At 53.0% G+C, this 22,726-nt stretch carries 24 protein-coding genes; 11 read left to right on the forward strand and 13 right to left on the reverse strand.

From position 1 onward, the window contains the following. Nucleotides 1-177: 177 nt before the first annotated feature. Complete coding sequence (locus JJU47_RS05820; RefSeq protein ID WP_228617029.1) at nucleotides 178-915, reverse strand: YwqG family protein; 738 nt, start codon at nucleotides 913-915, stop codon at nucleotides 178-180. Between the two features lie 151 nt (nucleotides 916-1,066). Between JJU47_RS05820 and JJU47_RS05825 the strand changes: the two genes are divergently transcribed. The 5 genes from JJU47_RS05825 (at nucleotide 1,067) to JJU47_RS05845 (ending at nucleotide 4,687) form a co-directional block, all read left to right on the forward strand. Continuing rightward, nucleotides 1,067-1,423: a CidA/LrgA family protein gene (locus JJU47_RS05825; RefSeq protein WP_228617032.1), complete on the forward strand. Its 357-nt coding sequence runs from the start codon at nucleotides 1,067-1,069 to the stop codon at nucleotides 1,421-1,423. Continuing rightward, the gene (locus JJU47_RS05830) at nucleotides 1,420-2,100 is read left to right on the forward strand and encodes an LrgB family protein (RefSeq protein ID WP_228617035.1); all 681 of its coding nucleotides are present in this window, start codon (nucleotides 1,420-1,422) and stop codon (nucleotides 2,098-2,100) included. The genes JJU47_RS05825 and JJU47_RS05830 overlap by 4 nt, the downstream gene beginning before the upstream one ends. Before the next feature lie 129 nt (nucleotides 2,101-2,229). Next, nucleotides 2,230-3,468: a peptidase T gene (pepT, locus tag JJU47_RS05835; RefSeq protein WP_228617038.1), complete on the forward strand. Its 1,239-nt coding sequence runs from the start codon at nucleotides 2,230-2,232 to the stop codon at nucleotides 3,466-3,468. Nucleotides 3,469-3,524: 56 nt separating this feature from the next. Continuing rightward, nucleotides 3,525-3,971, forward strand: a complete 447-nt coding sequence (locus JJU47_RS05840) for an SACOL1771 family peroxiredoxin (RefSeq protein WP_228617040.1) — start codon at nucleotides 3,525-3,527, stop codon at nucleotides 3,969-3,971. Further along, entirely contained in the window at nucleotides 3,971-4,687 is a 717-nt protein-coding gene (locus JJU47_RS05845) for a DNA/RNA nuclease SfsA (protein WP_228617043.1), read from the forward strand. Before JJU47_RS05840 ends, JJU47_RS05845 begins: the two co-directional genes overlap by 1 nt. A 25-nt stretch (nucleotides 4,688-4,712) precedes the next feature. Here the strand turns inward: JJU47_RS05845 and JJU47_RS05850 are convergent, their stop codons facing one another. After that, a complete protein-coding gene (locus JJU47_RS05850; protein ID WP_228617045.1) occupies nucleotides 4,713-5,324 on the reverse strand; it encodes a stage II sporulation protein M in 612 nt (203 codons plus the stop codon). 132 nt (nucleotides 5,325-5,456) lie between these two features. Between JJU47_RS05850 and JJU47_RS05855 the strand changes: the two genes are divergently transcribed. Then, nucleotides 5,457-7,082 carry an ABC-F family ATP-binding cassette domain-containing protein gene (locus JJU47_RS05855; protein ID WP_228617048.1) on the forward strand — a complete coding sequence of 542 codons (1,626 nt, stop codon included), beginning with the start codon at nucleotides 5,457-5,459 and terminating at the stop codon, nucleotides 7,080-7,082. A gap of 32 nt (nucleotides 7,083-7,114) precedes the next feature. On the opposite strand, the gene JJU47_RS05860 is transcribed toward JJU47_RS05855, so the two are convergent. After that, nucleotides 7,115-7,861: a FixH family protein gene (locus JJU47_RS05860; protein ID WP_228617050.1), complete on the reverse strand. Its 747-nt coding sequence runs from the start codon at nucleotides 7,859-7,861 to the stop codon at nucleotides 7,115-7,117. A 276-nt stretch (nucleotides 7,862-8,137) separates the two neighbouring features. On the opposite strand from JJU47_RS05860, the gene JJU47_RS05865 reads away from it, so the two are divergent. After that, the gene (locus JJU47_RS05865; RefSeq protein WP_228617052.1) at nucleotides 8,138-9,340 is read left to right on the forward strand and encodes a LysM peptidoglycan-binding domain-containing protein; all 1,203 of its coding nucleotides are present in this window, start codon (nucleotides 8,138-8,140) and stop codon (nucleotides 9,338-9,340) included. A 44-nt stretch (nucleotides 9,341-9,384) separates the two neighbouring features. Here JJU47_RS05865 and aceA read toward each other — a convergent pair whose 3' ends face one another. The 3 genes from aceA to JJU47_RS05880 form a co-directional block, all read right to left on the reverse strand. Then, entirely contained in the window at nucleotides 9,385-10,659 is a 1,275-nt protein-coding gene (gene aceA, locus JJU47_RS05870; protein WP_483298119.1) for an isocitrate lyase, read from the reverse strand. 66 nt (nucleotides 10,660-10,725) lie between these two features. Then, nucleotides 10,726-11,022: a hypothetical protein gene (locus tag JJU47_RS05875; protein WP_228617057.1), complete on the reverse strand. Its 297-nt coding sequence runs from the start codon at nucleotides 11,020-11,022 to the stop codon at nucleotides 10,726-10,728. Further along, nucleotides 11,019-13,205 carry a malate synthase G gene (locus tag JJU47_RS05880; RefSeq protein ID WP_228617060.1) on the reverse strand — a complete coding sequence of 729 codons (2,187 nt, stop codon included), beginning with the start codon at nucleotides 13,203-13,205 and terminating at the stop codon, nucleotides 11,019-11,021. The genes JJU47_RS05875 and JJU47_RS05880 overlap by 4 nt, the downstream gene beginning before the upstream one ends. 179 nt (nucleotides 13,206-13,384) lie before the next feature. Between JJU47_RS05880 and JJU47_RS05885 the strand changes: the two genes are divergently transcribed. Both JJU47_RS05885 and JJU47_RS05890 read left to right on the forward strand, forming a co-directional pair. Then, a complete protein-coding gene (locus JJU47_RS05885; protein WP_228617063.1) occupies nucleotides 13,385-13,831 on the forward strand; it encodes a MarR family winged helix-turn-helix transcriptional regulator in 447 nt (148 codons plus the stop codon). Beyond that, the gene (locus JJU47_RS05890) at nucleotides 13,828-14,463 is read left to right on the forward strand and encodes a nitroreductase family protein (protein WP_228617065.1); all 636 of its coding nucleotides are present in this window, start codon (nucleotides 13,828-13,830) and stop codon (nucleotides 14,461-14,463) included. The genes JJU47_RS05885 and JJU47_RS05890 overlap by 4 nt, the downstream gene beginning before the upstream one ends. A 38-nt stretch (nucleotides 14,464-14,501) precedes the next feature. Here JJU47_RS05890 and JJU47_RS05895 read toward each other — a convergent pair whose 3' ends face one another. The 4 genes from JJU47_RS05895 to JJU47_RS05910 are packed head-to-tail and all read right to left on the reverse strand — an operon-like array spanning nucleotide 14,502 to nucleotide 17,467. Further along, nucleotides 14,502-15,164, reverse strand: a complete 663-nt coding sequence (locus tag JJU47_RS05895) for an NAD(P)H-dependent oxidoreductase (RefSeq protein ID WP_228617068.1) — start codon at nucleotides 15,162-15,164, stop codon at nucleotides 14,502-14,504. Between the two features lie 16 nt (nucleotides 15,165-15,180). Next, nucleotides 15,181-15,792, reverse strand: coding sequence for an SAM-dependent methyltransferase (locus JJU47_RS05900; protein ID WP_228617070.1), 612 nt, complete (start codon nucleotides 15,790-15,792; stop codon nucleotides 15,181-15,183). After that, entirely contained in the window at nucleotides 15,792-16,796 is a 1,005-nt protein-coding gene (locus JJU47_RS05905; RefSeq protein ID WP_228617072.1) for an ABC transporter permease, read from the reverse strand. The genes JJU47_RS05900 and JJU47_RS05905 overlap by 1 nt, the downstream gene beginning before the upstream one ends. Next, nucleotides 16,793-17,467 carry an ABC transporter ATP-binding protein gene (locus JJU47_RS05910; RefSeq protein ID WP_228617075.1) on the reverse strand — a complete coding sequence of 225 codons (675 nt, stop codon included), beginning with the start codon at nucleotides 17,465-17,467 and terminating at the stop codon, nucleotides 16,793-16,795. Before JJU47_RS05910 ends, JJU47_RS05905 begins: the two co-directional genes overlap by 4 nt. A 114-nt stretch (nucleotides 17,468-17,581) precedes the next feature. On the opposite strand from JJU47_RS05910, the gene JJU47_RS05915 reads away from it, so the two are divergent. Beyond that, complete coding sequence (locus JJU47_RS05915) at nucleotides 17,582-18,454, forward strand: ROK family protein (RefSeq protein WP_228617077.1); 873 nt, start codon at nucleotides 17,582-17,584, stop codon at nucleotides 18,452-18,454. 36 nt (nucleotides 18,455-18,490) lie between these two features. Here the strand turns inward: JJU47_RS05915 and JJU47_RS05920 are convergent, their stop codons facing one another. After that, complete coding sequence (locus JJU47_RS05920; protein WP_228617080.1) at nucleotides 18,491-18,985, reverse strand: hypothetical protein; 495 nt, start codon at nucleotides 18,983-18,985, stop codon at nucleotides 18,491-18,493. Next, complete coding sequence (locus JJU47_RS05925) at nucleotides 18,982-20,499, reverse strand: GGDEF domain-containing protein (protein ID WP_228617083.1); 1,518 nt, start codon at nucleotides 20,497-20,499, stop codon at nucleotides 18,982-18,984. The genes JJU47_RS05920 and JJU47_RS05925 overlap by 4 nt, the downstream gene beginning before the upstream one ends. A gap of 216 nt (nucleotides 20,500-20,715) precedes the next feature. Between JJU47_RS05925 and JJU47_RS05930 the strand changes: the two genes are divergently transcribed. Further along, nucleotides 20,716-21,150 carry a hypothetical protein gene (locus JJU47_RS05930; RefSeq protein WP_228617086.1) on the forward strand — a complete coding sequence of 145 codons (435 nt, stop codon included), beginning with the start codon at nucleotides 20,716-20,718 and terminating at the stop codon, nucleotides 21,148-21,150. 120 nt (nucleotides 21,151-21,270) lie between these two features. Here the strand turns inward: JJU47_RS05930 and JJU47_RS05935 are convergent, their stop codons facing one another. After that, nucleotides 21,271-22,716: a glycoside hydrolase family 1 protein gene (locus JJU47_RS05935; RefSeq protein WP_228617088.1), complete on the reverse strand. Its 1,446-nt coding sequence runs from the start codon at nucleotides 22,714-22,716 to the stop codon at nucleotides 21,271-21,273. Between the last annotated feature and the right edge of the window lie 10 nt (nucleotides 22,717-22,726).

Here is a 22,726-nt window from a genome sequence, read left to right on the forward strand (position 1 = left end):
CTTCCAGGGGATCAGCAAGCGAAGGGAGACCCAGCAGCGACAAAGTCGCGATGCGGCTCCCTGCTTGCCCCCAGAAAAGCGAGCTGTGCCCGGTCGGGCAAATAAAAAAGACTGCAGACAATGTTTTGTCTACAGTCTGAAGAGAGTTGACCATCTGCGGTCAACTCTCTTTTCTGTTCAATAACATTGCATAATGATTTCCGTCTCTTCAAAGCGCTTCACTCGGAGCGCTTCGGTCGGGATGAGGAAATAGAGGATGCCGACATCGCCGAACATGACGTCAAGCTCTTCCGTCGAGTCCATTTGAAAGAGCAAGAACGGGTCACGGAATTTCTTCCCGTACGTCTCTTCCACCTCTTCGAATACGTCGTTTTGAACCGCATCCGGATGTCCGCCAATCGCATGCACGTCCCCTTCATCGAACAATTCTTCCATCGCCGTGAAATCGTCCTCTGTCATGAGTTCGAGCAACGTGTCGACAATCGGGGCATAGCTTTCCTCGAACGTGACGGCACGTTCGTTGAGCGCCTCGCCGATTCGAACACGCTCGAGCATCGTCTCTCTCGTGTAGACGACACGCCATAAATGCCGTTCGTCCGCATCTCCCCACGGTTGTTCATCCACATCGTAAAAGAAAGACAACAACCCTTCTTTCGGGAGAGCCTCAACCGATTCGCATCCAGCGAAATCGCTCAACCGGAACTGAGCCAAAAACGTCAAATTCTCTCCTGGATGCTCGTCTGCACTTACTAAATCCGGATACCCGCCAAACTTGGAGTGTCCAATCGCGACTTCTTCCCGCGTCGTTCGCGGTATGAGCTTCAAATTGATGCGTTTCTTGAACGCTGCTATGATTTCTTCTTTATGCTCAAGCCCCCGCGACTCGATCCACTGCTTTACCGATTGTAGTTCCATCTTCGCACCCCATTTAGTTATGATGAAAGTAGTGTACCACACCGAACGTATGTACCCATTATCTTTTTTTGACTAGCCTCTATCTTGACCGTGGCGTGAAAGCTTGAGAAAATGCATACGTTTTGAACTTATACGCGAAAGGATGTCACGCATGCAACTTTTGATTAAATGGATTATCGGCCTTTCGCTCTTATTCGGATTAAGTGCGCTTGGCAACTGGATCGTCGCGACGCTCGCATGGAGCGTGCCAGGAAACGTCATCGGGATGGTACTGCTGTTGCTGTTGCTCATGACGAAAGTGATCCGCGTCGAATGGATTGAGGACAGCGCCGGTTTTTTGACGAAACACCTCGCTTTTTTCTTTATTCCGATCGCGGTCGGGCTCATGTCTTATCGCGACCTGTTACAGGCAGAGGGCATCCCGCTCTTTATCGCCTTACTCATCAGTCTGCTTGTCGGACTCATCGTGACCGCAGTCATTTCAGGTAGACGAGGTGAGACATCATGACGATATTTTGGGTACTCGTTACGATCGCCGTCTATCTCGTCGGTCGGAAGTTGTCGTTTAAATGGGCGTCCCCGTTCACGAACGTCGTCTTTTTAAGCACGACTTTCTTGATTACGCTGCTCTTGCTCTTCGATCAGCCATACAGCGTATATGAACCAGCCAAAGATCTCATCACCATCTTGCTCGGCCCGGCGACGGTCGCGTTAGGCTTGCCGCTCTATCGCAACTTGCCGACGTTGCTCGCGCGGGCAAAACGCGCCCTTAGCGCCATCCTTGCCGGCACGGTCTCGACCATTCTTGTCGCCGTCCTAGTTGGCACAGCCCTTACATTGACAGACAAAGTGCTCATCGGACTCTCAGTCAAATCGGTCACGGCTCCAATCGCCCTCGAACTTGCGCGACAGCTTCAAGGAGACGCGGCGCTCGCCGCTTCGATCACAGTCGCCTGCGGCATACTCGGCGCCATGATTGGACCGATGATTCTGACGATCTTCCATGTGAGTGATCCGTTCACGCGCGGACTCGCCCTCGGGACGATCAGTCACGGCATCGGGACGGCTCAAGCCGCGACGGAACATCCGCTATCGGGCGCGACAGGCGGAGCCGCGATGGGACTCTCGGCCATTTTTACGTCATTTTTACTCCCGTACCTGCTTCCCCTCTTCTTTTCAATTTGAGCTCGCCTAATTTAGATAACAGACGGAAAGGTAGACACTCGTCTTATTTTCAAACAATTTTGATACTTCCTCAAACGCCTCCCGTGCTACACTAAAACGGATGAGAAACGATTTGGGGAGGTATTTTTTATGCAATCAAAATTGATCGAACGGTTGATGACGTACGCCAAGATTGACACACAATCTGACTTCACGAGTGAGACGACACCGTCGACGGCAAAACAATGGGATTTAATTCGCCATCTTGAAGCCGAGTTAAAAGCACTTGGGTTGGATGACGTCGAGACGGATGAGTATGGCTACTTGTTCGCGACACTTCCAAGCAACGTCGACTTTGACGTGCCGACGATCGGGCTTCTCGCTCACGTTGATACGGCGACCGACTTCACCGGGACGAACGTCAATCCACAACTCGTCGAACATTATGCAGGCGGCGACATCGTCTTGAACGAGGCGCTCGGTGTCATCCTGTCACCGAAAGACTTCCCAGAGCTTGACGGGTACGTCGGGCACACGCTCATGACGACGGACGGGACGACGCTCCTCGGGGCCGATGACAAAGCGGGCATCGCCGAAATCGTCACCGCGGTCGAGTACTTGCTCGCCCATCCCGAGATTCCCCACGGACCGGTCCGTATCGCCTTCACACCGGACGAAGAAATCGGACGCGGCCCACACAAATTCGACGTCAAGCGCTTCAATGCCGATTTCGCCTACACGATGGACGGCGGACCGCTCGGTGAACTGCAGTTTGAGAGCTTCAACGCGGCCGGCGCGACCGTGACGTTCCACGGAACGAACGTCCACCCGGGCAGCGCAAAGAACAAAATGGTCAACTCGATGAAGCTGGCGATGGCGTTCCATAACCGCCTCCCGGCCGACGAGGCACCGGAGCATACGAGCGAGTACGAAGGTTTCTTCCACTTGAACGGGTTCTCGGGCGACGTCGAGACGACGACGCTCCAATACATCATCCGCGACCACGACAAAGCGAAGTTCGAGGCACGCAAAGTGTTGCTCGAGAAGCTCGTCACGGAATGGAAGCAGAAATACGGTGCAGCGCGCATCGATTTGAAGATGGATGACCAATACTACAACATGGCCGAGAAGATTGTGCCGGTGAAACATATCGTCGACACGGTCGCCGACGTCATGCGCGACCTTGGCATCGAACCAAAAATCGAACCGATTCGCGGCGGAACGGACGGCTCGCAACTGTCTTATATGGGTCTCCCGACGCCGAACATCTTCACTGGCGGCGAGAACTACCACGGAAAGTTCGAGTACGTCTCGGTCAACAACATGGAAAAAGCGACCCATGTCATCATTCAGACACTTCGCACGGTCGCCGAACGCGCGCGAGCATAATTTATGCGCCTCCAACCATTCTCTTCTACACTAGAGATATTGGAGGCGATTTTTTTATGAAACACACCTTTCACATGAACCTCGATTGGACCGGCGGACGAAACGACGTCGGCACGATCGAAGCGGAACGATTGAAGACGCAGATCTCCATTCCCCCGGAAATGGACGGACCAGGCATCGGGACGAACCCGGACGAAATGCTTCTCGGCGCTGCGGCGACTTGCTATATCATCACCCTCGCGGCCATGCTCGGACGAAGCGACTTGTCACATCAAGGCATCTCGATTGACGCTGAAGGAATCGTCGACGTGACGAACGGCGTCTTCACGTATGAGACGATTCGTTATACCACGCGCATCAACGTACCAGAGACGGCGACAGACCGCGACATCATCCTCGTCGAACGCATCGCCAAGAAAGCGAAGGACAGTTGCATGATTTCACGCGCCTTGGCCGGTAACGTGTCATTCGAACTCGACACGACGGTCACGCGAGCCGACTGATGTTTCGCTTTGAACACCCGTTGCTCGAAGGAACGATCGTCAAACGGCGCAACCGCTTCGTCATGGACGTGTTGCTTGATGATGAGATCGTCGCGTGCCACTGTCCGGTCACAGGGCGAATTGGTGATGTCGTCTTCGAAGGGGTACCGTGTCTCGTCTCACGGGCAGACGAGACGACCCGCACGACCCGCTTCACGGTCGAGGCCATCTCGATTGATGATGCGCAATGGATCGGCATTCACCAAGGTCGCGTCAACGATTACGTCGCGCATCTGTTAGGTGAATCGCGTTTACCGCTTTTTCCTAAGCCGACATACATCGAACGCGAAATCGCACACTACGACTCACGCATTGACTTCGCCGTCGATGGCATACTGATGGAAGTGAAAATGCCGCTCACCGAACTGTTCGTGACGCCGCTCCCTCACTTCGCACAGAAAATAGCACATACGCCCGTCGAGACGAAACGCCTCGCTCGCCACCTAGACACGCTCATTCAATCGCTCGAACAGAACGGACGCGCGGTCTTGTTGTATGTCTTCTTGTACGATGCACCTGTTTTCACCGGCAATCCGAACCGAAGAAACGATGGCGCGCTCCGTCGAACGTTGCGTGCCGCAATTCCGGACGGGCTCGAAGTATGGCAACTGAACGCTCGCCTCTCTCCGGAAGGCATCACACTGCTCCGCTGCTTCGAGACGACGACGGCACAATAAAAACAGCCATCACACGATGGCTGTTTCACTGTAACAAGAGTGGCGTGACGTACGCCTCGATGACGGCAGAAATCGCGAGGAGCGGCACCGCAATCAATAAGAATGTCTTCACACCGGCAAAGAAGAGCGCTTTGAACGTGACGTCCGTCTCTTCCCCCCGCATCTTCTTCCAAATATGGCGGTTGAGCGACAACCCCATCGCCGCTCCGAGCAAGATGGCTGAAATTTCGGTGATACCGTGCGGCAAGATGCCGAGCGCGATGACTTTCACGACCGATTCTCCGGAAAAATCGACGATCATCGCCACGAGTCCGATGATGGCAGCGTTGACGACGACGAATATATACGGAAGAAACAGCGGGACCAGACCGAACAAAAATGCGAGCAACGTGACGCGTGTGTTATTGATAAAGAGCGCGACCATCGTGTCGAACGCACTCGTATCGAACGTCAGTCCACGTGACTCGAACATGTCACCGATCTGCTTCAAAATCTCTTCAACCTGTTCACTCGTGACGAATGAGCGGAAGATAAAATAGGACGCGATGCTCGTCACAATGAAGATGACGAGCAGACGAAAGAAGTCTTTTCGATAGTAGCTGCTCCACGCTTCGCGAAGCGATAACGATGTTTTCATAGTCTTTCCCCCCTAATTTTCTTCTACGAAGCTTGTCAACTTTTGTTTCATCTTTACCCATCACTGCGCGTTTTCAAAAAACGTGATACAATACACGTCGTAAACTAATCAGAAAAACGAGGGATACCATACATGATTACAGTAAATAACGTAAGTCTTCAATTCGGTGGACGCAAGTTGTTCGAAGACGTGAACATCAAGTTCACACCAGGCAACTGTTACGGATTGATCGGCGCAAACGGTGCCGGAAAATCAACATTCTTAAAAATTCTTGCTGGCGAGCAAGAGACAACAACAGGTGACGTCAGCTTCTCACCGGGCGAACGTCTCGCTGTCCTCAAGCAGGACCATTACGCGTACGAAGATCAAGCCGTTCTCGAGACGGTGATCATGGGTCACGAACGCTTATACCAAGTCATGAAAGAAAAAGATGCGATTTATATGAAGGAAGATTTCTCTGACGAGGACGGCATGCGTGCCGCTGAACTCGAAGGTGAATTCGCTGAGATGAACGGTTGGGAAGCTGAGTCGGAAGCGGCGATGGTTCTTCAAGGACTCGGCATCACAGACGCGTCGCACCATAAGCTCATGAGTGAGCTCACGGGCGGCGAGAAGGTCAAGGTTCTCCTTGCCCAAGCACTATTCGGTAAGCCAGACATCTTGCTCCTCGATGAGCCGACGAACGGACTTGACATCAAAGCGATCCAATGGCTTGAAGAGTTCTTGATCAACTTTGAGAACACTGTCATCGTCGTTTCCCACGACCGTCACTTCTTGAACAAAGTCTGTACGCACATGGCTGACCTCGACTTCGGAAAGATTCAACTGTACGTCGGAAACTACGACTTCTGGTACGAGTCGAGCCAGCTCGCTTCACGTATGGCCAACGACCAAAACAAGAAAAAAGAAGAGAAGATCAAAGAACTTCAAAACTTCATCGCCCGTTTCAGCTCGAACGCCTCGAAGGCGCGTCAAGCGACGTCGCGGAAGAAGTTGCTCGATAAGATCACGCTTGACGACATCCGTCCGTCATCACGCCGTTACCCGTTCGTCGGTTTCTCGATGGAACGTGAAATCGGAAATGACGTCTTGTACGTCGATAACGTCTCGAAGACGATTGACGGTGTCAAAGTGCTCGACAACGTGACGTTCTCACTGAACAAGACGGACAAGGTCGCTTTCGTCGGCCGCAACGACGTCGCCATCACGACACTTTTCAAAATCATGATGGGTGAGATGGAGCCAGACACGGGTACGGTCAAATGGGGCGTGACGACGACTCAGTCGTACTTCCCGAAAGACAACTCGGAATACTTCGAAGGCTCGGATAAGAGCATCTTGGATTGGTTACGCCAGTTCTCACCAGCAGACGAGTCAGACACGTTCCTCCGTGGTTTCCTCGGACGCATGCTCTTCTCAGGCGAAGAAGTCATGAAGAAAGCGTCTGTCCTTTCAGGGGGAGAGAAAGTGCGTTGCATGCTCTCGAAGATGATGCTCTCGAACTCGAACGTGCTCGTCCTTGACGATCCGACGAACCACTTGGACCTCGAATCGATCACAGCGCTCAACAACGGCCTCGAGACGTTCAAAGGCGTACTCCTCTTCAGCTCGCATGACCATCAGCTCATCTCGACGATCGCCACGCGCATTATCGAAGTGACGCCGAACGGGATTGTCGACAAAGAAGCGACGTATGATCAGTTCCTCGAGAACGAATCGCTCCAACAGCAAGTCGAATCCCTTTACCAAAACGCATAAGAAAAATCGATCGGCCGCGGCCGATCGATTTTTTATTTGACTTCAATTGTTTCCATAATGTGCTCATGGATGTCGTGCCCTTTTGTGACATGGACTTGAACGTTGTACGAGCCAGTCTCGATGAACGTGTGCTCCCCTGTGTACACCCCATCCGTCTCTTCAAGTTTCACCCACTCATGCTTCTCTGCCCCGTCTTTAAACACTTCCAATTGGACGTCAGCACCCGTAAGCGTCTCGTGATCAATCTCAACGTTCACGTTAAACGGTTGCGGTTCGTTTACCGTCGCTTGTTTCGGTTCAAGCACAATGTCAGCGCCGGCATGGTGATGATGGTCGCTCTCTTGTTCCGCTTCCGCCGCCGTTTCCGGATGGCCGACCGTGACGTTCGTCGTCGGCATCGTGTGCATCGATCGTGCCGTCACATGCACTTGCACGGTATACACCGCTTCATCAGCGAACGTCGTGTCGACCTCGTATACCCCATCCTCAGTCAATGATGCTTTCATCATCTCGCTATCTTCTTTCGCCCCGTTCTTCCATACTTCGAATTTGATTTCGTCGGCATCGTCGACCGCCTCGCCTTCTTGGGTGACGCGTACCGAGAGCGTGACGGTTTCCCCTTTATCCGCTGTCGCTGGCACGTTCAATTCGGCTTCGACCGGTTCCATCGATTGGACGGTTTCAGACGCATTATTCGCTTGTTCGGACCCACAAGCCCCAAGCACCAATACACTAGCGAGACTTGTCGCCAGTCCCAAACTCATCATTGTTTGTTTCATCATACATCCCCCTATTTAATCGCTTACATGTTTCACACTTTGTTCATGATACCATCCTTTTTCCGGGAATGTGTGAGGATTGTGTGATATTCGCCACTCCCCACGCTCATAAATTGCACACATATTTTGAGAGACTGTCGCCAAAAATTCCTTTGTCTAATTTTAGGTTTTTTGATGGAATTGTCTGAAACGGGGTATATAAAATATATATACAGCTCAATATTTGGAAAGCCTTAACATCAAGATACATACACCATGAATGGAGGCGAAAGGAAAATGAAGAGCAGGTTCGTACGTGTATTAATGGCCTTGTTGATCATGTTGGCACCGTTAGTCACTTATCCAAAATCAGCCGACGCCGCCGCTTCGAAATTTATAACGAGCGTGAACACCACCAGTAAAGTCGTGGCATTGACGTTCGATGATGGGGCGGATGGTGCGAATACGAACAAGATTTTGGACATACTCGCGAAGAACAACGTCAAAGCCACTTTCTTCTTAACTGGATCAGGCGCCAACCATCACCCCCAATACATTAAAAACATCGCAGCCAAAGGTCACCAACTCGGTAACCACTCCTACAGCCATCCAGATTTCACAAAATTGACCGCCACTCAAATGAAAACAGAGCTCGACCGGACGGAAGCAATCGTCAAGTCACTCACCGGCAAGACGACAAAACCGATTTTCCGGGCCCCGTTCGGTGCCGTCAATAGCGCTGTCTTGAACGGTGTCGGTGCTGCCGGCTACGGCTACACAATCCAGTGGAACATTGACACCATCGACTGGAAAGGCCTCACTGCAAGTCAAATCAATACAAAAGTTCAAACGAATATCAAACCTGGCTCAATCGTCTTGATGCACACCGGCGCAGGCGCACCGGGCACACCGCTCGCCTTGCCGACGATGATCTCACAATTGAAAGCGAAAGGTTACAAGTTCGTCACCGTCTCCCAACTGCTCGCTTATCAAAACACGTCTACTAGTAAAACGTATACCGTCAAATCAGGTGATACACTCTACAGCATCGCCCGGGCTTACAACGTCACAGTCGCTGCGCTCGCTGCCGCTAACAAAATCACGAACTACAACTTGATTTCGGTCGGACAAGTGTTGATCATCCCAGGTACGACCGTCACACCGCCGCCACCTACGACGACCGTCAAGTATACGGTCAAGTCAGGCGACACCCTCTATAAGATCGCTACCTTGTATAAGACAACTGTCGCGAAAATCGCCGCCGCTAACAATATCACGAACGTCAACTCGATTTACGTCGGACAAGTGTTGATTATCCCAGGTACGACCGTCACACCGCCGCCACCTACAACGACCGTCAAGTATACGGTCAAGTCAGGCGACACGCTCTATAAGATTGCGACAACCTATAACACGACCGTCGCCAAGATTGCCGCCGCCAACAATATTACAAACGTCAACTTGATCAGTGTCGGGCAAGTGCTCACGATTCCGAAGTAAACGAAAAAAGATGGTGCCCGTTGCGGCACCATCTTTTTTTGACGTCATTTCACTTCGAACTGCTCGGCCTCGGTCGATCCAGCGAGCGCCGTCGTTGACGATTGTCCACCCGAGATGACGAGCGATACTTCGTCGAAGTAGCCGGTCCCGACTTCCCGTTGGTGACGCGTCGCCGTGTAGCCGTGCTGTTCGGCTGCAAACTCGGCTTGTTGCAACTCGGAGTAGGCGGCCATGCCACGGTCCTTGTATCCGCGTGCGAGTTCGAACATGCCGAAGTTGAGCGAGTGGAAACCGGCGAGCGTGACGAATTGGAACTTGTATCCCATCGCGCCAATTTCTTGTTGGAACGTGGCAATCTCGTCATCCGACAGCTTCTTCTTCCAGTTGAATGAAGGCGAGCAGTTGTAGGCGAGCAGTTTACCCGGGTATTTGGCGTGAATCGCTTCTGCAAATTGGCGCGCCTCATCCAAGTCTGGTTCAGACGTCTCACACCAGACGAGGTCCGCGTACGGGGCGTAGGCAAGTCCACGGGCGATGGCCTGTTCGATGCCCGCTTCCGTCCGGTAAAACCCTTCCGGTGTCCGGTCACCGACGATGAACGGGTGGTCGATCGGGTCGATATCGCTCGTGATCAAGTTCGCCGCATGCGCATCCGTCCGGGCGACAATGATCGTCGGCACACCCATGACGTCGGCCGCGAGACGAGCCGAAATCAAGTTTTTGACCGCCGTCTGGGTCGGGAGCAGCACTTTTCCGCCCAGGTGACCGCATTTTTTCTCCGAAGACAGTTGGTCTTCGAGATGGACACCGGCCGCTCCCGCTTCGATCATCGCTTTCGTTAGTTCGAAGACGTTCAGCACGCCGCCGAACCCGGCTTCCATGTCGGCGACGATCGGGGCGAACCAATGGGTATTTCCTTTTCCTTCGGCCGTCTGGATTTGATCGGCCCGTTGCAACGCTTGATTGATTCGTTTGACGACACTTGGTACCGAGTTGGCCGGATACAGGCTTTGGTCTGGATACATATGGCCTGAAAGGTTCGCATCGGCAGCGACTTGCCAGCCGCTTAAGTAAATCGCCTCTAACCCCGCCTTCACTTGTTGGATGGCTTGGTTCCCGGTGAGGGCGCCGAGGGCGTGGACGTAATCGCGCTCATGGAGCAGTTCCCACAGCCGTTCCGCCCCTTTCGTCGCAAGCGTGTGTTCGATCAATACTGATCCTCGAAGTTTCATCACGTCGTCCATCCCGTACGGACGTTCGACCCCGTCAAACCGGTCTGATTGAAGCATTTCCTCGAGTTGTTTGCGCTGTTCGTTCATTGTCATTCCTCCTGTATTATATTAGTTTATTTTATACAACTTTGTTATATAACAGATAGTGCACACTTAATCCAAATAAGCACAACACTCAAGCGCCGCCTTGAACGTCGAATGTTCCATCCCGCAACAACGACAGACGTTCTCTTCGTCACGCTCCTCTGGCTTCCGGAAAACGACGACTTCTTCGACCGGATCTCTCATGATCTGAAGGGAACCGTCTGTTCGATCGAGGACGAGACGCATCAAATCATTCCCGTAGACGAACGCCGTATTGGCAAGCGTCGCTGTCGATTCTCCCGAGACGATGCGGCGGACGACCCAGCGTTCAATCAATTGTTCACTTTCAAGTTTTTTCGTTGTCATGATGATGCTCCTCCTTTTACATTTTCCCGTGTCGACTGTTCGATGAATTCACGACGGCGCCGATGTAAGATCGGTTCCGTATACCCACTCGGTGAATCCGTTCCTTGGAACACCAAGTCTCGTGCGGCTTGATAGGCAATCGAGCGTTCCACGTCTGGCGTCATCGGACGATAATGCGGGTCTTCCGCATTTTGCGCGTCAACGACTTCGGCCATACGCCGGAGCGTCGCTTCGACTTGTTGTTTCGTACAGACACCGTGGTACAGCCAATTGGCCACGTGTTGGCTCGAGATGCGGAGCGTTGCCCGGTCTTCCATCAACCCGATGTGGTGAATGTCCGGCACTTTTGAGCAGCCGACGCCTTGTTCGACCCAGCGGACGACGTAACCGAGCAGCCCTTGCAAGTTGTTCTCAAGTTCCTCGTTTACTTCCTCTGTCGTATAGACGTTCGTCGCCAACGGGATTGTAAGCAGACGCCGCTGTTCGTGCGCCGTGTCGAACGGTTCGTCCAACAACTCACGTTGAATGAGGGACGCATCGACTTGGTGGTAATGAAGTGCATGGAGTGTCGCCGCTGTCGGGGATGGCACCCAGGCGGTCGTGGCACCTGACCGGACGTGATTGACCTTGTCTCGCATCATGTCTTTCATCCGGTCCGGCATCGCCCACATCCCTTTCCCGATTTGGCCCCGGCGATGGAAGCCCGCGCCGAGTCCGACACGAACGTTCAAGCGTTCGTAGGCGTCAAGCCACTCTGACGTCTTCATCTCACCTTTTCGGCGCATCGGTCCAAGCGTGAGCGACGTATGAATCTCGTCCCCGGTTCGGTCGAGGAAGCCGGTGTTGATGAAGACGATGCGTCCCTTCACCCGATTGATGCAATTCTTCAAGTTGAGCGACGTCCGCCGCTCTTCGTCCATCACCCCGACCTTGATCGTATAACGCGGTATGTGAATCAAGTCCTCGATGGCGTCGAACAGCTCGTTCGTAAAAGCGACTTCTGTTGAACCGTGCATTTTCGGTTTGACGATATAGATGGAGCGTTCACGTGAGTTTCGTTTGGCGTCCAAGTGACGGCTTGCGATCAAAGCGGTGAATATGCCGTCCAAGATCCCCTCGGGCACTTCACGTCCCTCCTCGTCTAGAATCAAGTCTGTCGTCATCAAATGACCGACGTTTCGAATGAAGAGCAACGCTCGTCCCGGCAACACGACTTCACGTCCGTCCGTTCCGATGTAATGACGATCAGGGTTCAACGTCCGCGTGAGCGACCGGTCCCCTTTCCTGAACGTGGCCTCGAGTGTGCCGTCCATCAATCCGAGCCAGTTTTCGTAAAGGTGAACTTTCTCTTCGGCCCGGACGGCTGCGACGGAGTCCTCGCAGTCGACGATCGCTGAGAGCGCCGATTCGAGCTCGATGTCGACGAGCCCTGCTGGATCGCTCTTACCGACCGGATGATGACGGTCGAATTTCAGTTCGGCATGAAGGCCGTTATGGACGAGCAGCAGACGGTCAGGGGATTCAGGAGATCCTGCGTAGCCGACGAAACAGTGCTGTCGAAACGGGACACGTTTCCCGTTTAGGACGGCATAAGCGGCATCACCCTCGATGCCATATCCTTCTGCTTCGCGATGCGTCCCTTCTCGAAGCGGGAACGTGTCGTCAAGAAACTGTTTGGCGTAGGCGATGACAGCGGCGCCTCGGACCGGATTGTAGCCCTCCGTCTTTTCACCGTCCGACTCATCGATCACGTCCGTGCCGTATAAGGCATCGTAGAGACTCCCCCACCTAGCGTTGGCCGCGTTCAAGGCATAGCGCGCGTTGTCGAGTGGGACGACGAGTTGCGGTCCAGCTTGCTGTGTGATCTCTGAATCAACATCTGAGACGTCGATTTGAAAGTCCGGGACGACCGGTTCGATGTAGCCGATCGATTGAAGGAAACGTTCGTACTCGTTCACTTCGAACTCGTCTTTGTGTGCGCTGTACCATTCCTGTAACAGTCGCTCAAACGCCTCACGTTCGTGAAGCAACGCCTCGTTTCGAGGAATGAACTCGTCGAGGATGCGCTCAACCCCTTGCCAAAACGATTGGCGCGCTTCAGCTTCCGGCAATACACGAGCCGAAATGAACTCGAGCAACTCCCGATGTACATGATAAGTTCCTATTTGCTTATACCGTTCCAAGCTTTCACTTCCTCTCGTCATCATTGTTATATATCAGTTGACTTTAATATAGACTATTGTATAACAGTTTGGCAACAGGTTTTTAAAACTTTTTATTTGCGGTCAGACGGCAAAGGCGTTAGGATGAATTACATGAGCTATCAATGATTGAGTTATCAATGAGTTAAGGAGGGTTGTGGATGCGTGACTCTTGTTCGCCTAGCGACCAAATTCTCTACAACATCATCACTGTACAAAAAGAACTCAGCCAGCTGTTCGATTCAGAAATGGATGGTCTGAGCCTGACCCGATACGATATTTTAAGCAACTTGAATCACGTCGGTCCGCTTCGTCAACGCGAGTTGCAACAGCGCGTCGATGTCGATCATGCGGCCATCACACGTCACTTGAAACAACTAGAGACGCAAGGGCTGATTGCCCGTGAACGTTGTCCGAAAGACAACCGTGTCATCTATGTCGATTTGACCGATCACGGTCGAGACAAAATCGCACATTGGACCGAGCAAAAGAAGTGCTTATCGGACCGACTTTTTGTAAACATGAAGGTAGAGGAGCAACAGCAGTTGCTCGACCTGTTAAACACGTTACAACACAACATTCAACACGAAAGGAAGACCTTAATATGAACACGACGACACAGAAAGACTTTATGGAGATTGTGAAAGGACGCCGTTCGATTCGCGTCTATGACGAGAACGTTAAAATCTCAAAAGAGGAAATGACACAAATTCTCGAGGAAGCGACGACCGCTCCGTCTTCCCTCAACTTGCAGCCATGGCGTTTCGTCGTTATTGACAGTGCCGAAGGGAAAGAGACGCTTCTGCCGCTCGCGAGCTTCAACAAACGCCAAGTCGAGACGTCTTCAGCCGTCATCGCCATCTTCGCCGACTACCAAATGGCCGACTACACGGAAGAGATCTTCAATTCGGCCGTCGAACGCGGCCTCATGCCTCCTGAAGTCCGTGACCGTCAAGTCGAGATGATTAAAGGCATCTTTAAAGACGCACCAAAAGAAGCAATCAAAGACAGCATCTTGCTCGACTCAGGTCTCGTCGCGATGCAGCTTATGCTCGTCGCCCGTGCCCACGGCTACGACACGAACCCAATCGGCGGCTACGACAAGAAGAACATCGCCGAGGCGTTCGGTCTTGAAAAAGAACGCTACCTCCCGGTCATGCTCCTCTCCATCGGGAAAGCCGCAGAAGAAGGCTATCCGTCGGTCCGTTTCCCAATCGACCGCATCACAGACTGGAAATAAGCAAAAGCTCAATCGCCTCGACGCGATTGAGCTTTTTTTCATCCGATGTATTTGACGACCTCGTTAAAGTCACGGCGTGTCTTCGGTGCGAAATCACGGGCCCGGTGTCCGAAAGCGACCATGACCGAAAGCGACCAGACACCTCGTTCCATAACCCCTTCTGAAATCAACAGTGCGTCGATTTCAGCTTGATTGAACCCTTCAATCGGGCACGAATCGATGCCGATTTGGGCCGCGGCCGTCATCATGTTGCCAAGCGGGATATACGTCTGCCGCTTGATCCATTCTTGGAACACACGCTCATCGTCAAGGAGACGATAATCGGTTTCTTGGAACGCTTGCACACGCTTGATTCGTTGCGCGTACTCTTCTTCAGTCCGTCCTTGAACGTCCGTGACGATGTGACGAATATAGTCCGAATCATAGCGCATCGCCTCAGGGGTGCGCGCTAAAATCAAGACGAAATGACTCGCCGTCAGCGCTTGCCCTTGGGCACCCCAAGCGTGCTGTTTAATTTTCTGGAGCAAGTCCTCGCGACGGACAACGACGAACTGCCACGGCTCGAATCCGAACGAGCTTGGTGACAATCGGCCCGTCTCCAAGATGAATTCAAAATCGTCCTCATCAATCTTGCGATCCGCATCGAACTCTTTCGTCGCTTGACGCCAACGGTACGCTTCCAAAATGTCTTTCTTTTTCATCCGCTTCACTCCTCATTCACCAAGATGATTCCATCATATCAAAACGATAGATGAGAAACCGCTCATGAAGATTTTTGAGCGGCAAGCGCACATCCTGCACATAGCGGAACGGGGTCTCATCGTTTAAAAAGTGCAAGTATTCGTCAGCTGGATAGTACAAGATGATGTCGACCGGCCGCGGCGAAAGTTCTACCGAATCGATGATATTGCCGACGACCTCGCGGAACACGTTTACCGAGAACGGATTGAAGAAATAAAATCGGTTCGCCTCGGGCGGAATCAAAAATCGTTCGGCGTATTCGTGGACGAGTTGTACGCTCCCGCGCGTCCGGTGTTTTTTTGAGTAATTGATCCAGTTTTCAAGTGCGGCCTCATGAAATCCGCCATCCATCTCGACACCGATCGCCCGGACGCGAAACGTATAGGCCAGGTAAAACGGGAGACGGCCTTTCCCAGACCCGAAATCGACGACCGTATCCATCGAAGCGAGCGGGTACGCGTCCCGCAGTAAATCGAGCGCCTCATACGGTGTCGGCTCGTACCGATGATATTCGACCGAGGCCGGAAAACCTTGCTGCGGTTTCGCCGTCTCGATTTGAAGCAGTCGTTCATATTGTTGTTCAGTCATCAGTCTGTCCTTCCTTCGGTCGTGCGGAAGAACGGATGACGCTCCATCTCTTTTAACAAGGCGTCCCGTTCTTGTAGTCCGACGTACCCGATGTATAGCGGGATGAGCAACTTGAACCAGCTCGGCACGAGGAGGAGGCCTGTGACTGCGAGCGGGATCAGCCGGAGCCACAAGTTGCGATGGTTCGGTGTCCGGATATACAGCAAGATTGCGAGCGTGCGTCGAACAGACCCGAACCGGTTCGACTTCGGCCGATAAAGGGGCCGCTTTCGCAAGTTCGGTTTTTCATAGACACCCGACGCCGACAACAGCGATCGGTCAAACGCCGTGCGGACGTTGGCCGCATGGTCGACTTCGCGGCGAATATACGGATGACGCGAGAGCCAACCTTCTCCGGCGGCGAGCGCAAAGGCGACACTTCCGCTGCCGAGGACGATTGCGAGCAGCGGCAAGTCTGTAAGCAGCGCAAACGTGCAAACGAACGCGACGACCGGTACGATGAGGCGGAGTGACCAATGGGTCCCGTTCATATTAAGAAGATAACGCACCCACATGTGAAGCCATGCCACGAACAGCAGAGCGAAACCGAACGCGAAAAGCGACACGAGCGGCCATCCATGCAGTGACGGCACCGGCGCAAACAGGACGAGGACGAAGGTGTATTTCAACGCCATGCCGACGACATGATACCCGATTGAATAGCGTTTCAAAGCCGAGACTAAGTCACGATTCGCGACGAGCGTGACGTCCGCCCGCTCGACCCAGACGAAGAAGTTGTCGTGCAACTGAATCAAGAGGAAGACGACCGCCCACACAAGCATCGGGACGTCCACGAGCCATGGGTACGCGCCTTGCCAAATCAATCCGTATTGATAGCCGAAAAAGAGTGCGAGCGGGATGCCCCCATACAGGACGATCGTCCAATCGAAAATGAGCCGCCACGTCTCCCATCGTTTCGTGAAATCGATCCGGACACGTCGGACCCATACGTCTCGAATCGTCATCGCATCACCACATCTTCCATCATGTCAAACAGCGATTCGCCATCTGTCCCGAGCTCCGCCCGGATCTCTTGTTTCGTCCCGTTCGCGAGCATACGCCCGTTATCGATCCAGACGAAACGATCACATAACCTGTCTGCCGTATCGAGCACGTGGGTGACGAGGAGGACGCCCGTGCCTCGGCGTCGCTCTTCTTCAAGCAGGCGAAGCAACTGGATCGTCGTCGTCGCGTCGAGTCCGACGAACGGCTCATCGACGAGAAGAAACTCAGCCTCTTGAATGAGCGCCAAGAGGATCATCGCTTTTTGTTTCATCCCTTTCGAGAACGAGGCGATATAGTCGTGCTGCACCGACTCAAGCCGAAACAACTCGAGCAACTGGTGCGTCCGGGCCGACTCCTCCGTTCTCGTCAGTTCCGTGACGAGCGCGATATGTTCCGCTAGCGTCAAATAGTCATAGTAAATCGGTTGCTCGGGGATGTACGCGTAACGTCCAATTTCCACACGTCCCTGCATCCAAGGGATCGTCCCGGTGAGACAGGCGATGGTCGTGCTTTTTCCGGCCCCGTTCGACCCGATCATTCCGACGATTTCTCCGGGCCGGACGTCAAACTCGATTTCCTCCACCACCGCTTCTCCGGACTCATAGCCGGCGCGCTGTATATGAACGTCCATCGAACTCCTCCCCATTTCGTGAGATTCTGTGTATTTTTCTGTATCTATCATATCACTTCTCGAAAATGTGGCATAATAACGCTTGTCACCCCAAACATAAAGGAGTAGAGCCATATGCAACATTATTTAACCATCGACATCGGTGGGACGAGCATCAAATACGGAGTCGTCCAATCCGATGGAGAGCTTCTATCGAACAAACACGTCCCGACCCCTGCGACGTGGGACGGCTTGCTTGAACAAGTCGATCTGCTTTTTAATGAGACAACGGCGGAAACGCCGATTGCAGGCATCGCCATCAGCGCACCAGGAGCCGTCGATTCGGAGACCGGTGTGATTCACGGCATCAGTGCGTTGCCTTACATTCACGACCGTCCGTTCTTACAGGCGTTCAAGAACCGATACGGCTTGCCTGTCACCGTCTTGAACGACGCCAACGCGGCAGCACTCGCCGAAGGCTGGACCGGCGGGGCCGCTTCAACAGTCCGCTATGCGACCGTCGTCATCGGCACGGGTGTCGGCGGCGCGTTCATCGACAAAAACGAAGTGATGATCGGCTCCCACTTCCATGGCGGCGAGTTCGGTTATTGGATTCTCGATCCGTCGCTTCCCCACCCCGACGGCACGTGGAGTAAAGTCGGCGCCACCGCCGTTCTCGTCAAGCGGTGCAGCGACCGCCTCGGCCGGACGTTGACTGGAAAAGACATCTTCGACCTTCAATCCGACCCGGTCGTTCAAGAAGAGCTGGAACGTTTTTATCGTTGGAACGCAATCGGCATTTACAACATCCAGTTCAGCCTGGACCCGGAACGCATTTTGATCGGCGGCGGGATTAGCCGGCGTCCTGAAGTACGCGACGGCATTAAACGGCATCTCGATGAATTGTGTGACGCGTTCGGCACGTTCCGCATCAATGTCGAGACGTGTCAACATTTCAACGAGGCGAACTTGATCGGGGCGGCCCGATTCCATATGTTGAATGCTTAAAAAGGGCTTCGTTCACCTCGAGTGAACAAAGCCCTTTTATTGTGCCATACGGTCTTCATGAAGCTGATGGTACACCTCGTCGCGGATGGCACGAGACGTCCGCTCATGGATGATCATATGGGCGCGGATGATTCGATTCGTCCGCTCATCGATCAATCCCGTCTCAACATAACGATCGAGTATCGGCAAACTGAAGTCTCCGAGCGGCAAATAGGCTATTGGGATCACATCTTGCCCTGACTTCACAGACACTTGGACCCCGTTCACTTCCGGAAAGAAATACGATTCATAATTCGGCTCGATGACGAGTTCGTCCCGCGAGGCGTCACGAGCCTCCGGGACTGTCGTCGGCAAGGCGATAAAGTAAACCATCTGGTCGAACGAGAACGAGACGTCCTGTAACGAGACGTTCAATCGCGCAGCTTCCCGTTTAGCGATGGAACGCAAAATCAACCGGTAACACGGACGGCTCGTGAACAACAACGTCCCGACGAAGACGACCACCATGATCATGACGCTGAATTCACTCATAACGGTACTCCTTCCCAGCGGCACACTTGATTTTTCCCGCGCGACTTGGCCGCGTAAAGCGCTTGGTCAGCGCATTCAATCAGCTGTTCGCCGGTTTGATGCAAGAGCGTATGTTTCGAGGCGACGCCGAAGCTGAGCGTCAACTGCCCGCCCGGTTGTGTCTGCCCGTGGGTGAAACGTGTTTGAAGAACGTCGGTACGAATCTTCTCGGCCACATGCGACGCCTCGACTTCGTCAAAACGCGGCAACAGGACGACGAATTCCTCGCCCCCGAACCGATACGCCATTTGCTCGTCTGGGACGCTGCGTCGGATGACGCTCGCGAGCCGCGTTAACAGCTCGTTCCCCGCCAAGTGTCCGTTCGTATCGTTATAGTGTTTGAAGTGATCGATATCCATGACGATGAGCGATAACTCCTCACCCTCGCACTCGCGGAACAACACGTCCAAGTCTTGTTCGAACGAACGGTGATTTTTCAAGCGGGTCAAGCCGTCACGAAGAGCGAGCGTCTCGATCCGTTGGTAGAGCGTCGTTTGGTGCAACGCCAACGACGCCTGTTCCGCAATCGGCCGTACCCCGTCGATTTTTTGCGGAGTGATCGGTTTTTTGTTGACGACGTTATCGATGACGAGCAGACCGTACGGGATGCCTTGATGATGGAGCGGGAAAATCGTGCACTCGTCCATCTGTAATTCGATATGTAACAGTCTGAGCACCGGGTCGTCGGTAATGCTCGCGTAGACGTGGAGCGGCCGGCCCGAATCGAGCGTTCGTTTGAACGCGTGCTCGCCATTAAACGGAATCGTCATTTTCCGGATCCGCTCGTTCAACTGCTCGTCGTGCGTCGCATCCGTTTCTTTTTCGTCAATCAAGTCTTGAAGGTCATAATGTTGGCGAGTGATTTCTTCCCAAATTTGATATCCTTCTTCTGGATTCATCGGCCCGGTCCCCATGACGCCGTAAATGCTGTCTTTTTCAGGATCGGCAAAGAAAATGATGGATCGGTTGAAACCGAGCCCGTGCCCAGCCGTCACTGACGTTAAAATCGTTTGTAACAAGCGGTCCAAGTCGAGCGTGTCCTGCATCGTAAAACTGACTTCTCGGAAGACGTTCAACTGGCGCGAACTCGCCGTCAACATGCGCAGCCGTTCCGACCGTTCTCGCTTCAACTGCTGAACATAACCGAAGAGAAGCGCAGCTCCGAGTCCGAAAAAGACATAACTGAGCAACAACGGGAACGACAACGTCCCGGACTGGCTGTAGACGAGGAGCCAACTGACAAGGATCGCCGTCAGCATACCTTTTACTTGAAAGCAAACAAGCCCCGTCACGATGAGGAGGAGCACCGACCAATGAAAGTCATAGAAATTGAACAGCATCCCGTGCCAAATGACGACGAGACTGCTTGCCCCGACAAGCAGCCAACGGTTTAACGACGGTGTCGTCATCAACCGAAGCAAGTTGATGACGAGTGTGATCACGACAATGCCGCCAATCCATATACCGTATATCATCGCTCCCCCTCATTTCATTAAAATCATCTCTATTTACATTATAGTGCGATTCGCTGTGGCCGGGACAATGTTTGCCCAATCACTTACCAAACTTTTAAGTTACTTGAAGGATTTACCAACAATTCCACTCGAATATTTTACATAATCTTTCCCTATACTTTAGCGTACTAACGTGAAATGATAGAATTACCTAACCCAATTAAGCGAGGTGGAAGCGTGACCCGCACCGAATATGTAGAAGCATCAAAGATTTTAACACACCTGTTCAATACCGCGTCCTTCGTCGGTATCGACTTCGGCTCCGGTCCGAATCACCATCTGCTCTATTTCAAACGAGGCGATCACGAGGCATGGCTCTCTATCGAGGGCCCGTGGCACGTTCAAACGGCCGATCTCCCGTTTGATGAAGATATGCAATTACAGCGTCTGATTCAGTTGCGACGCGAACGCGTTCATGCGGTGCGATTAGGAACCGACAACCCGCATCTCGAACTGATATTTGAGTCCGGTACGGCTCTCTTTGTAAACGGCTTTCATGAACAGTTCGAGAGCTGGCAGGCCGGGGACGCACGTCCGCTCGGCGGGGACAAATATTTACTTGTCGCCATGCCGCAAGGGGAACTGGCCATTTTCGTCGAGGAGGAAGCGTAATGGACGCCTGGATGGAAATAGCTACGTACATGTTGATCGCGTTTGGAATCAGTCTCGCGATCATCTTCCTGCGCAAAATAACCAAGTCATAACAAAAGAGCGGCCGCGGCCGCTCTTTTGTTATTTCACTGTCTCATCTTCAAACAAGCTCGCGCCGTTCGTCTGGATGACGTCTTGATACCAGAAGAACGAGTCTTTCCGCGAACGTTCGAGCGTCCCTGACCCGTCGTCATGCTTGTCGACATAGATGAAGCCATACCGTTTGCTATATTCACCCGTCGAGGCGCTGACGAGGTCGATACAGCCCCAGCTCGTATAACCGATGACATCAACGCCGTCTTCGATCGCCTCTACCATTGCTTTCAAATGGTCGCGCAAATATTCAATCCGATAGTCGTCGTGAACCGAACCGTCCGCTTCGACCTTGTCATAAGCCCCGAGGCCGTTCTCGACGATGAAGAGCGGCAGTTCATAACGCTCATACAATTTGTTCAAGATGACGCGCAGTCCCATCGGATCGATTTCCCAGCCCCAATCGCTCGCTTGGAGATACGGGTTTTTCACACCGCTCATGATGTTCCCGGCCGCCTCGTCTTCCGTCTTCTCTGCTTTCTCGGTACGCGACATGTAGTAGCTGAGCGAGAAGAAGTCGACCGTATGGGCTTTCAGCGTCTCGAGATCTCCATCTTCCATCACGAGTTCGATGCCGTTCTCCCGGAAGAATCGCTTCGCGAACGATGGATATTCCCCGCGGACGTGAACGTCGCCGCAGAAGAAGTTCATCATCCGCTCGGCGTCATTCGCGTACCAGACGTCTTCCGGGTTCGAGCTGTACGGATAAACAGGCGCCGCGATGAGCATACAGCCGATTTGCATCGACGGATCGATTTCTCGCGCCGCTTTTGTCGCGAGCGCACTCGCCACGAGCTGATGGTGCAACCCTTGATACGTCAACTGTAACTGGTCGTCGCCTTCACGGATCGCCATCCCGAGACTGAGCATCGGCATGAACTGGGCCCCGTTGATTTCGTTGAACGTGAGCCAATATTTGACCTTGCCTTGATAACGTTCGAACAGGACACGACTGTAACGTTCAAAGAATTCTACGAGACGACGGTCGCGCCAGCCTCCGTATGCTGTCGCCAAATGGAGCGGCAACTCATAGTGGGAGATCGTGACGAGCGGTTCGATGCCTTGGACAACGAGCTCGTCGATGACACGGTCGTAAAACTTGAGCCCTTCTTCGTTCGGTTCAAGCTCATCCCCGTTCGGGAAGATGCGTGACCAAGCGATCGACATGCGGAACGTCTTGAAGCCCATCTCTTTAAACAGGGCGATGTCTTCCTTGTAGTGATGATAGAAGTCGATCCCTTCATGGTTCGGGTACGCATAGTCGTCATGCAGAGCAAAGTCAAACGTCGGGTCGTGGATGATTTTCATCCGGTCCTTGCCGCCTGGCATTACATCGGCAATCGACAATCCCTTTCCACCTTCTTGATAACCGCCTTCAAATTGGTTCGCCGCAGTGGCGCCGCCCCATAAAAAGTTTTTCGCTACTTGTTTCATGTCCGTTTCC

Source organism: Exiguobacterium sp., from assembly GCF_020832205.1.
In the GTDB taxonomy this organism is placed as follows: Bacteria; Bacillota; Bacilli; order Exiguobacteriales; family Exiguobacteriaceae; genus Exiguobacterium.

Bases quoted from the DNA above. Each gene is read 5' to 3' on its own strand.
- JJU47_RS05820 (WP_228617029.1), bottom strand. From the start codon at position 915: ATGGAACTACAATCGGTAAAGCAGTGGATCGAGTCGCGGGGGCTTGAG.
- JJU47_RS05825 (WP_228617032.1), top strand. From the start codon at position 1,067: ATGCAACTTTTGATTAAATGGATTATCGGCCTTTCGCTCTTATTCGGA.
- JJU47_RS05830 (WP_228617035.1), top strand. From the start codon at position 1,420: ATGACGATATTTTGGGTACTCGTTACGATCGCCGTCTATCTCGTCGGT.
- pepT (WP_228617038.1), top strand. From the start codon at position 2,230: ATGCAATCAAAATTGATCGAACGGTTGATGACGTACGCCAAGATTGAC.
- JJU47_RS05840 (WP_228617040.1), top strand. From the start codon at position 3,525: ATGAAACACACCTTTCACATGAACCTCGATTGGACCGGCGGACGAAAC.
- JJU47_RS05845 (WP_228617043.1), top strand. From the start codon at position 3,971: ATGTTTCGCTTTGAACACCCGTTGCTCGAAGGAACGATCGTCAAACGG.
- JJU47_RS05850 (WP_228617045.1), bottom strand. From the start codon at position 5,324: ATGAAAACATCGTTATCGCTTCGCGAAGCGTGGAGCAGCTACTATCGA.
- JJU47_RS05855 (WP_228617048.1), top strand. From the start codon at position 5,457: ATGATTACAGTAAATAACGTAAGTCTTCAATTCGGTGGACGCAAGTTG.
- JJU47_RS05860 (WP_228617050.1), bottom strand. From the start codon at position 7,861: ATGAAACAAACAATGATGAGTTTGGGACTGGCGACAAGTCTCGCTAGT.
- JJU47_RS05865 (WP_228617052.1), top strand. From the start codon at position 8,138: ATGAAGAGCAGGTTCGTACGTGTATTAATGGCCTTGTTGATCATGTTG.
- aceA (WP_483298119.1), bottom strand. From the start codon at position 10,659: ATGAACGAACAGCGCAAACAACTCGAGGAAATGCTTCAATCAGACCGG.
- JJU47_RS05875 (WP_228617057.1), bottom strand. From the start codon at position 11,022: ATGACAACGAAAAAACTTGAAAGTGAACAATTGATTGAACGCTGGGTC.
- JJU47_RS05885 (WP_228617063.1), top strand. From the start codon at position 13,385: ATGCGTGACTCTTGTTCGCCTAGCGACCAAATTCTCTACAACATCATC.
- JJU47_RS05890 (WP_228617065.1), top strand. From the start codon at position 13,828: ATGAACACGACGACACAGAAAGACTTTATGGAGATTGTGAAAGGACGC.
- JJU47_RS05895 (WP_228617068.1), bottom strand. From the start codon at position 15,164: ATGAAAAAGAAAGACATTTTGGAAGCGTACCGTTGGCGTCAAGCGACG.
- JJU47_RS05900 (WP_228617070.1), bottom strand. From the start codon at position 15,792: ATGACTGAACAACAATATGAACGACTGCTTCAAATCGAGACGGCGAAA.
- JJU47_RS05905 (WP_228617072.1), bottom strand. From the start codon at position 16,796: ATGACGATTCGAGACGTATGGGTCCGACGTGTCCGGATCGATTTCACG.
- JJU47_RS05910 (WP_228617075.1), bottom strand. From the start codon at position 17,467: ATGGACGTTCATATACAGCGCGCCGGCTATGAGTCCGGAGAAGCGGTG.
- JJU47_RS05915 (WP_228617077.1), top strand. From the start codon at position 17,582: ATGCAACATTATTTAACCATCGACATCGGTGGGACGAGCATCAAATAC.
- JJU47_RS05920 (WP_228617080.1), bottom strand. From the start codon at position 18,985: ATGAGTGAATTCAGCGTCATGATCATGGTGGTCGTCTTCGTCGGGACG.
- JJU47_RS05925 (WP_228617083.1), bottom strand. From the start codon at position 20,499: ATGATATACGGTATATGGATTGGCGGCATTGTCGTGATCACACTCGTC.
- JJU47_RS05935 (WP_228617088.1), bottom strand. From the start codon at position 22,716: ATGAAACAAGTAGCGAAAAACTTTTTATGGGGCGGCGCCACTGCGGCG.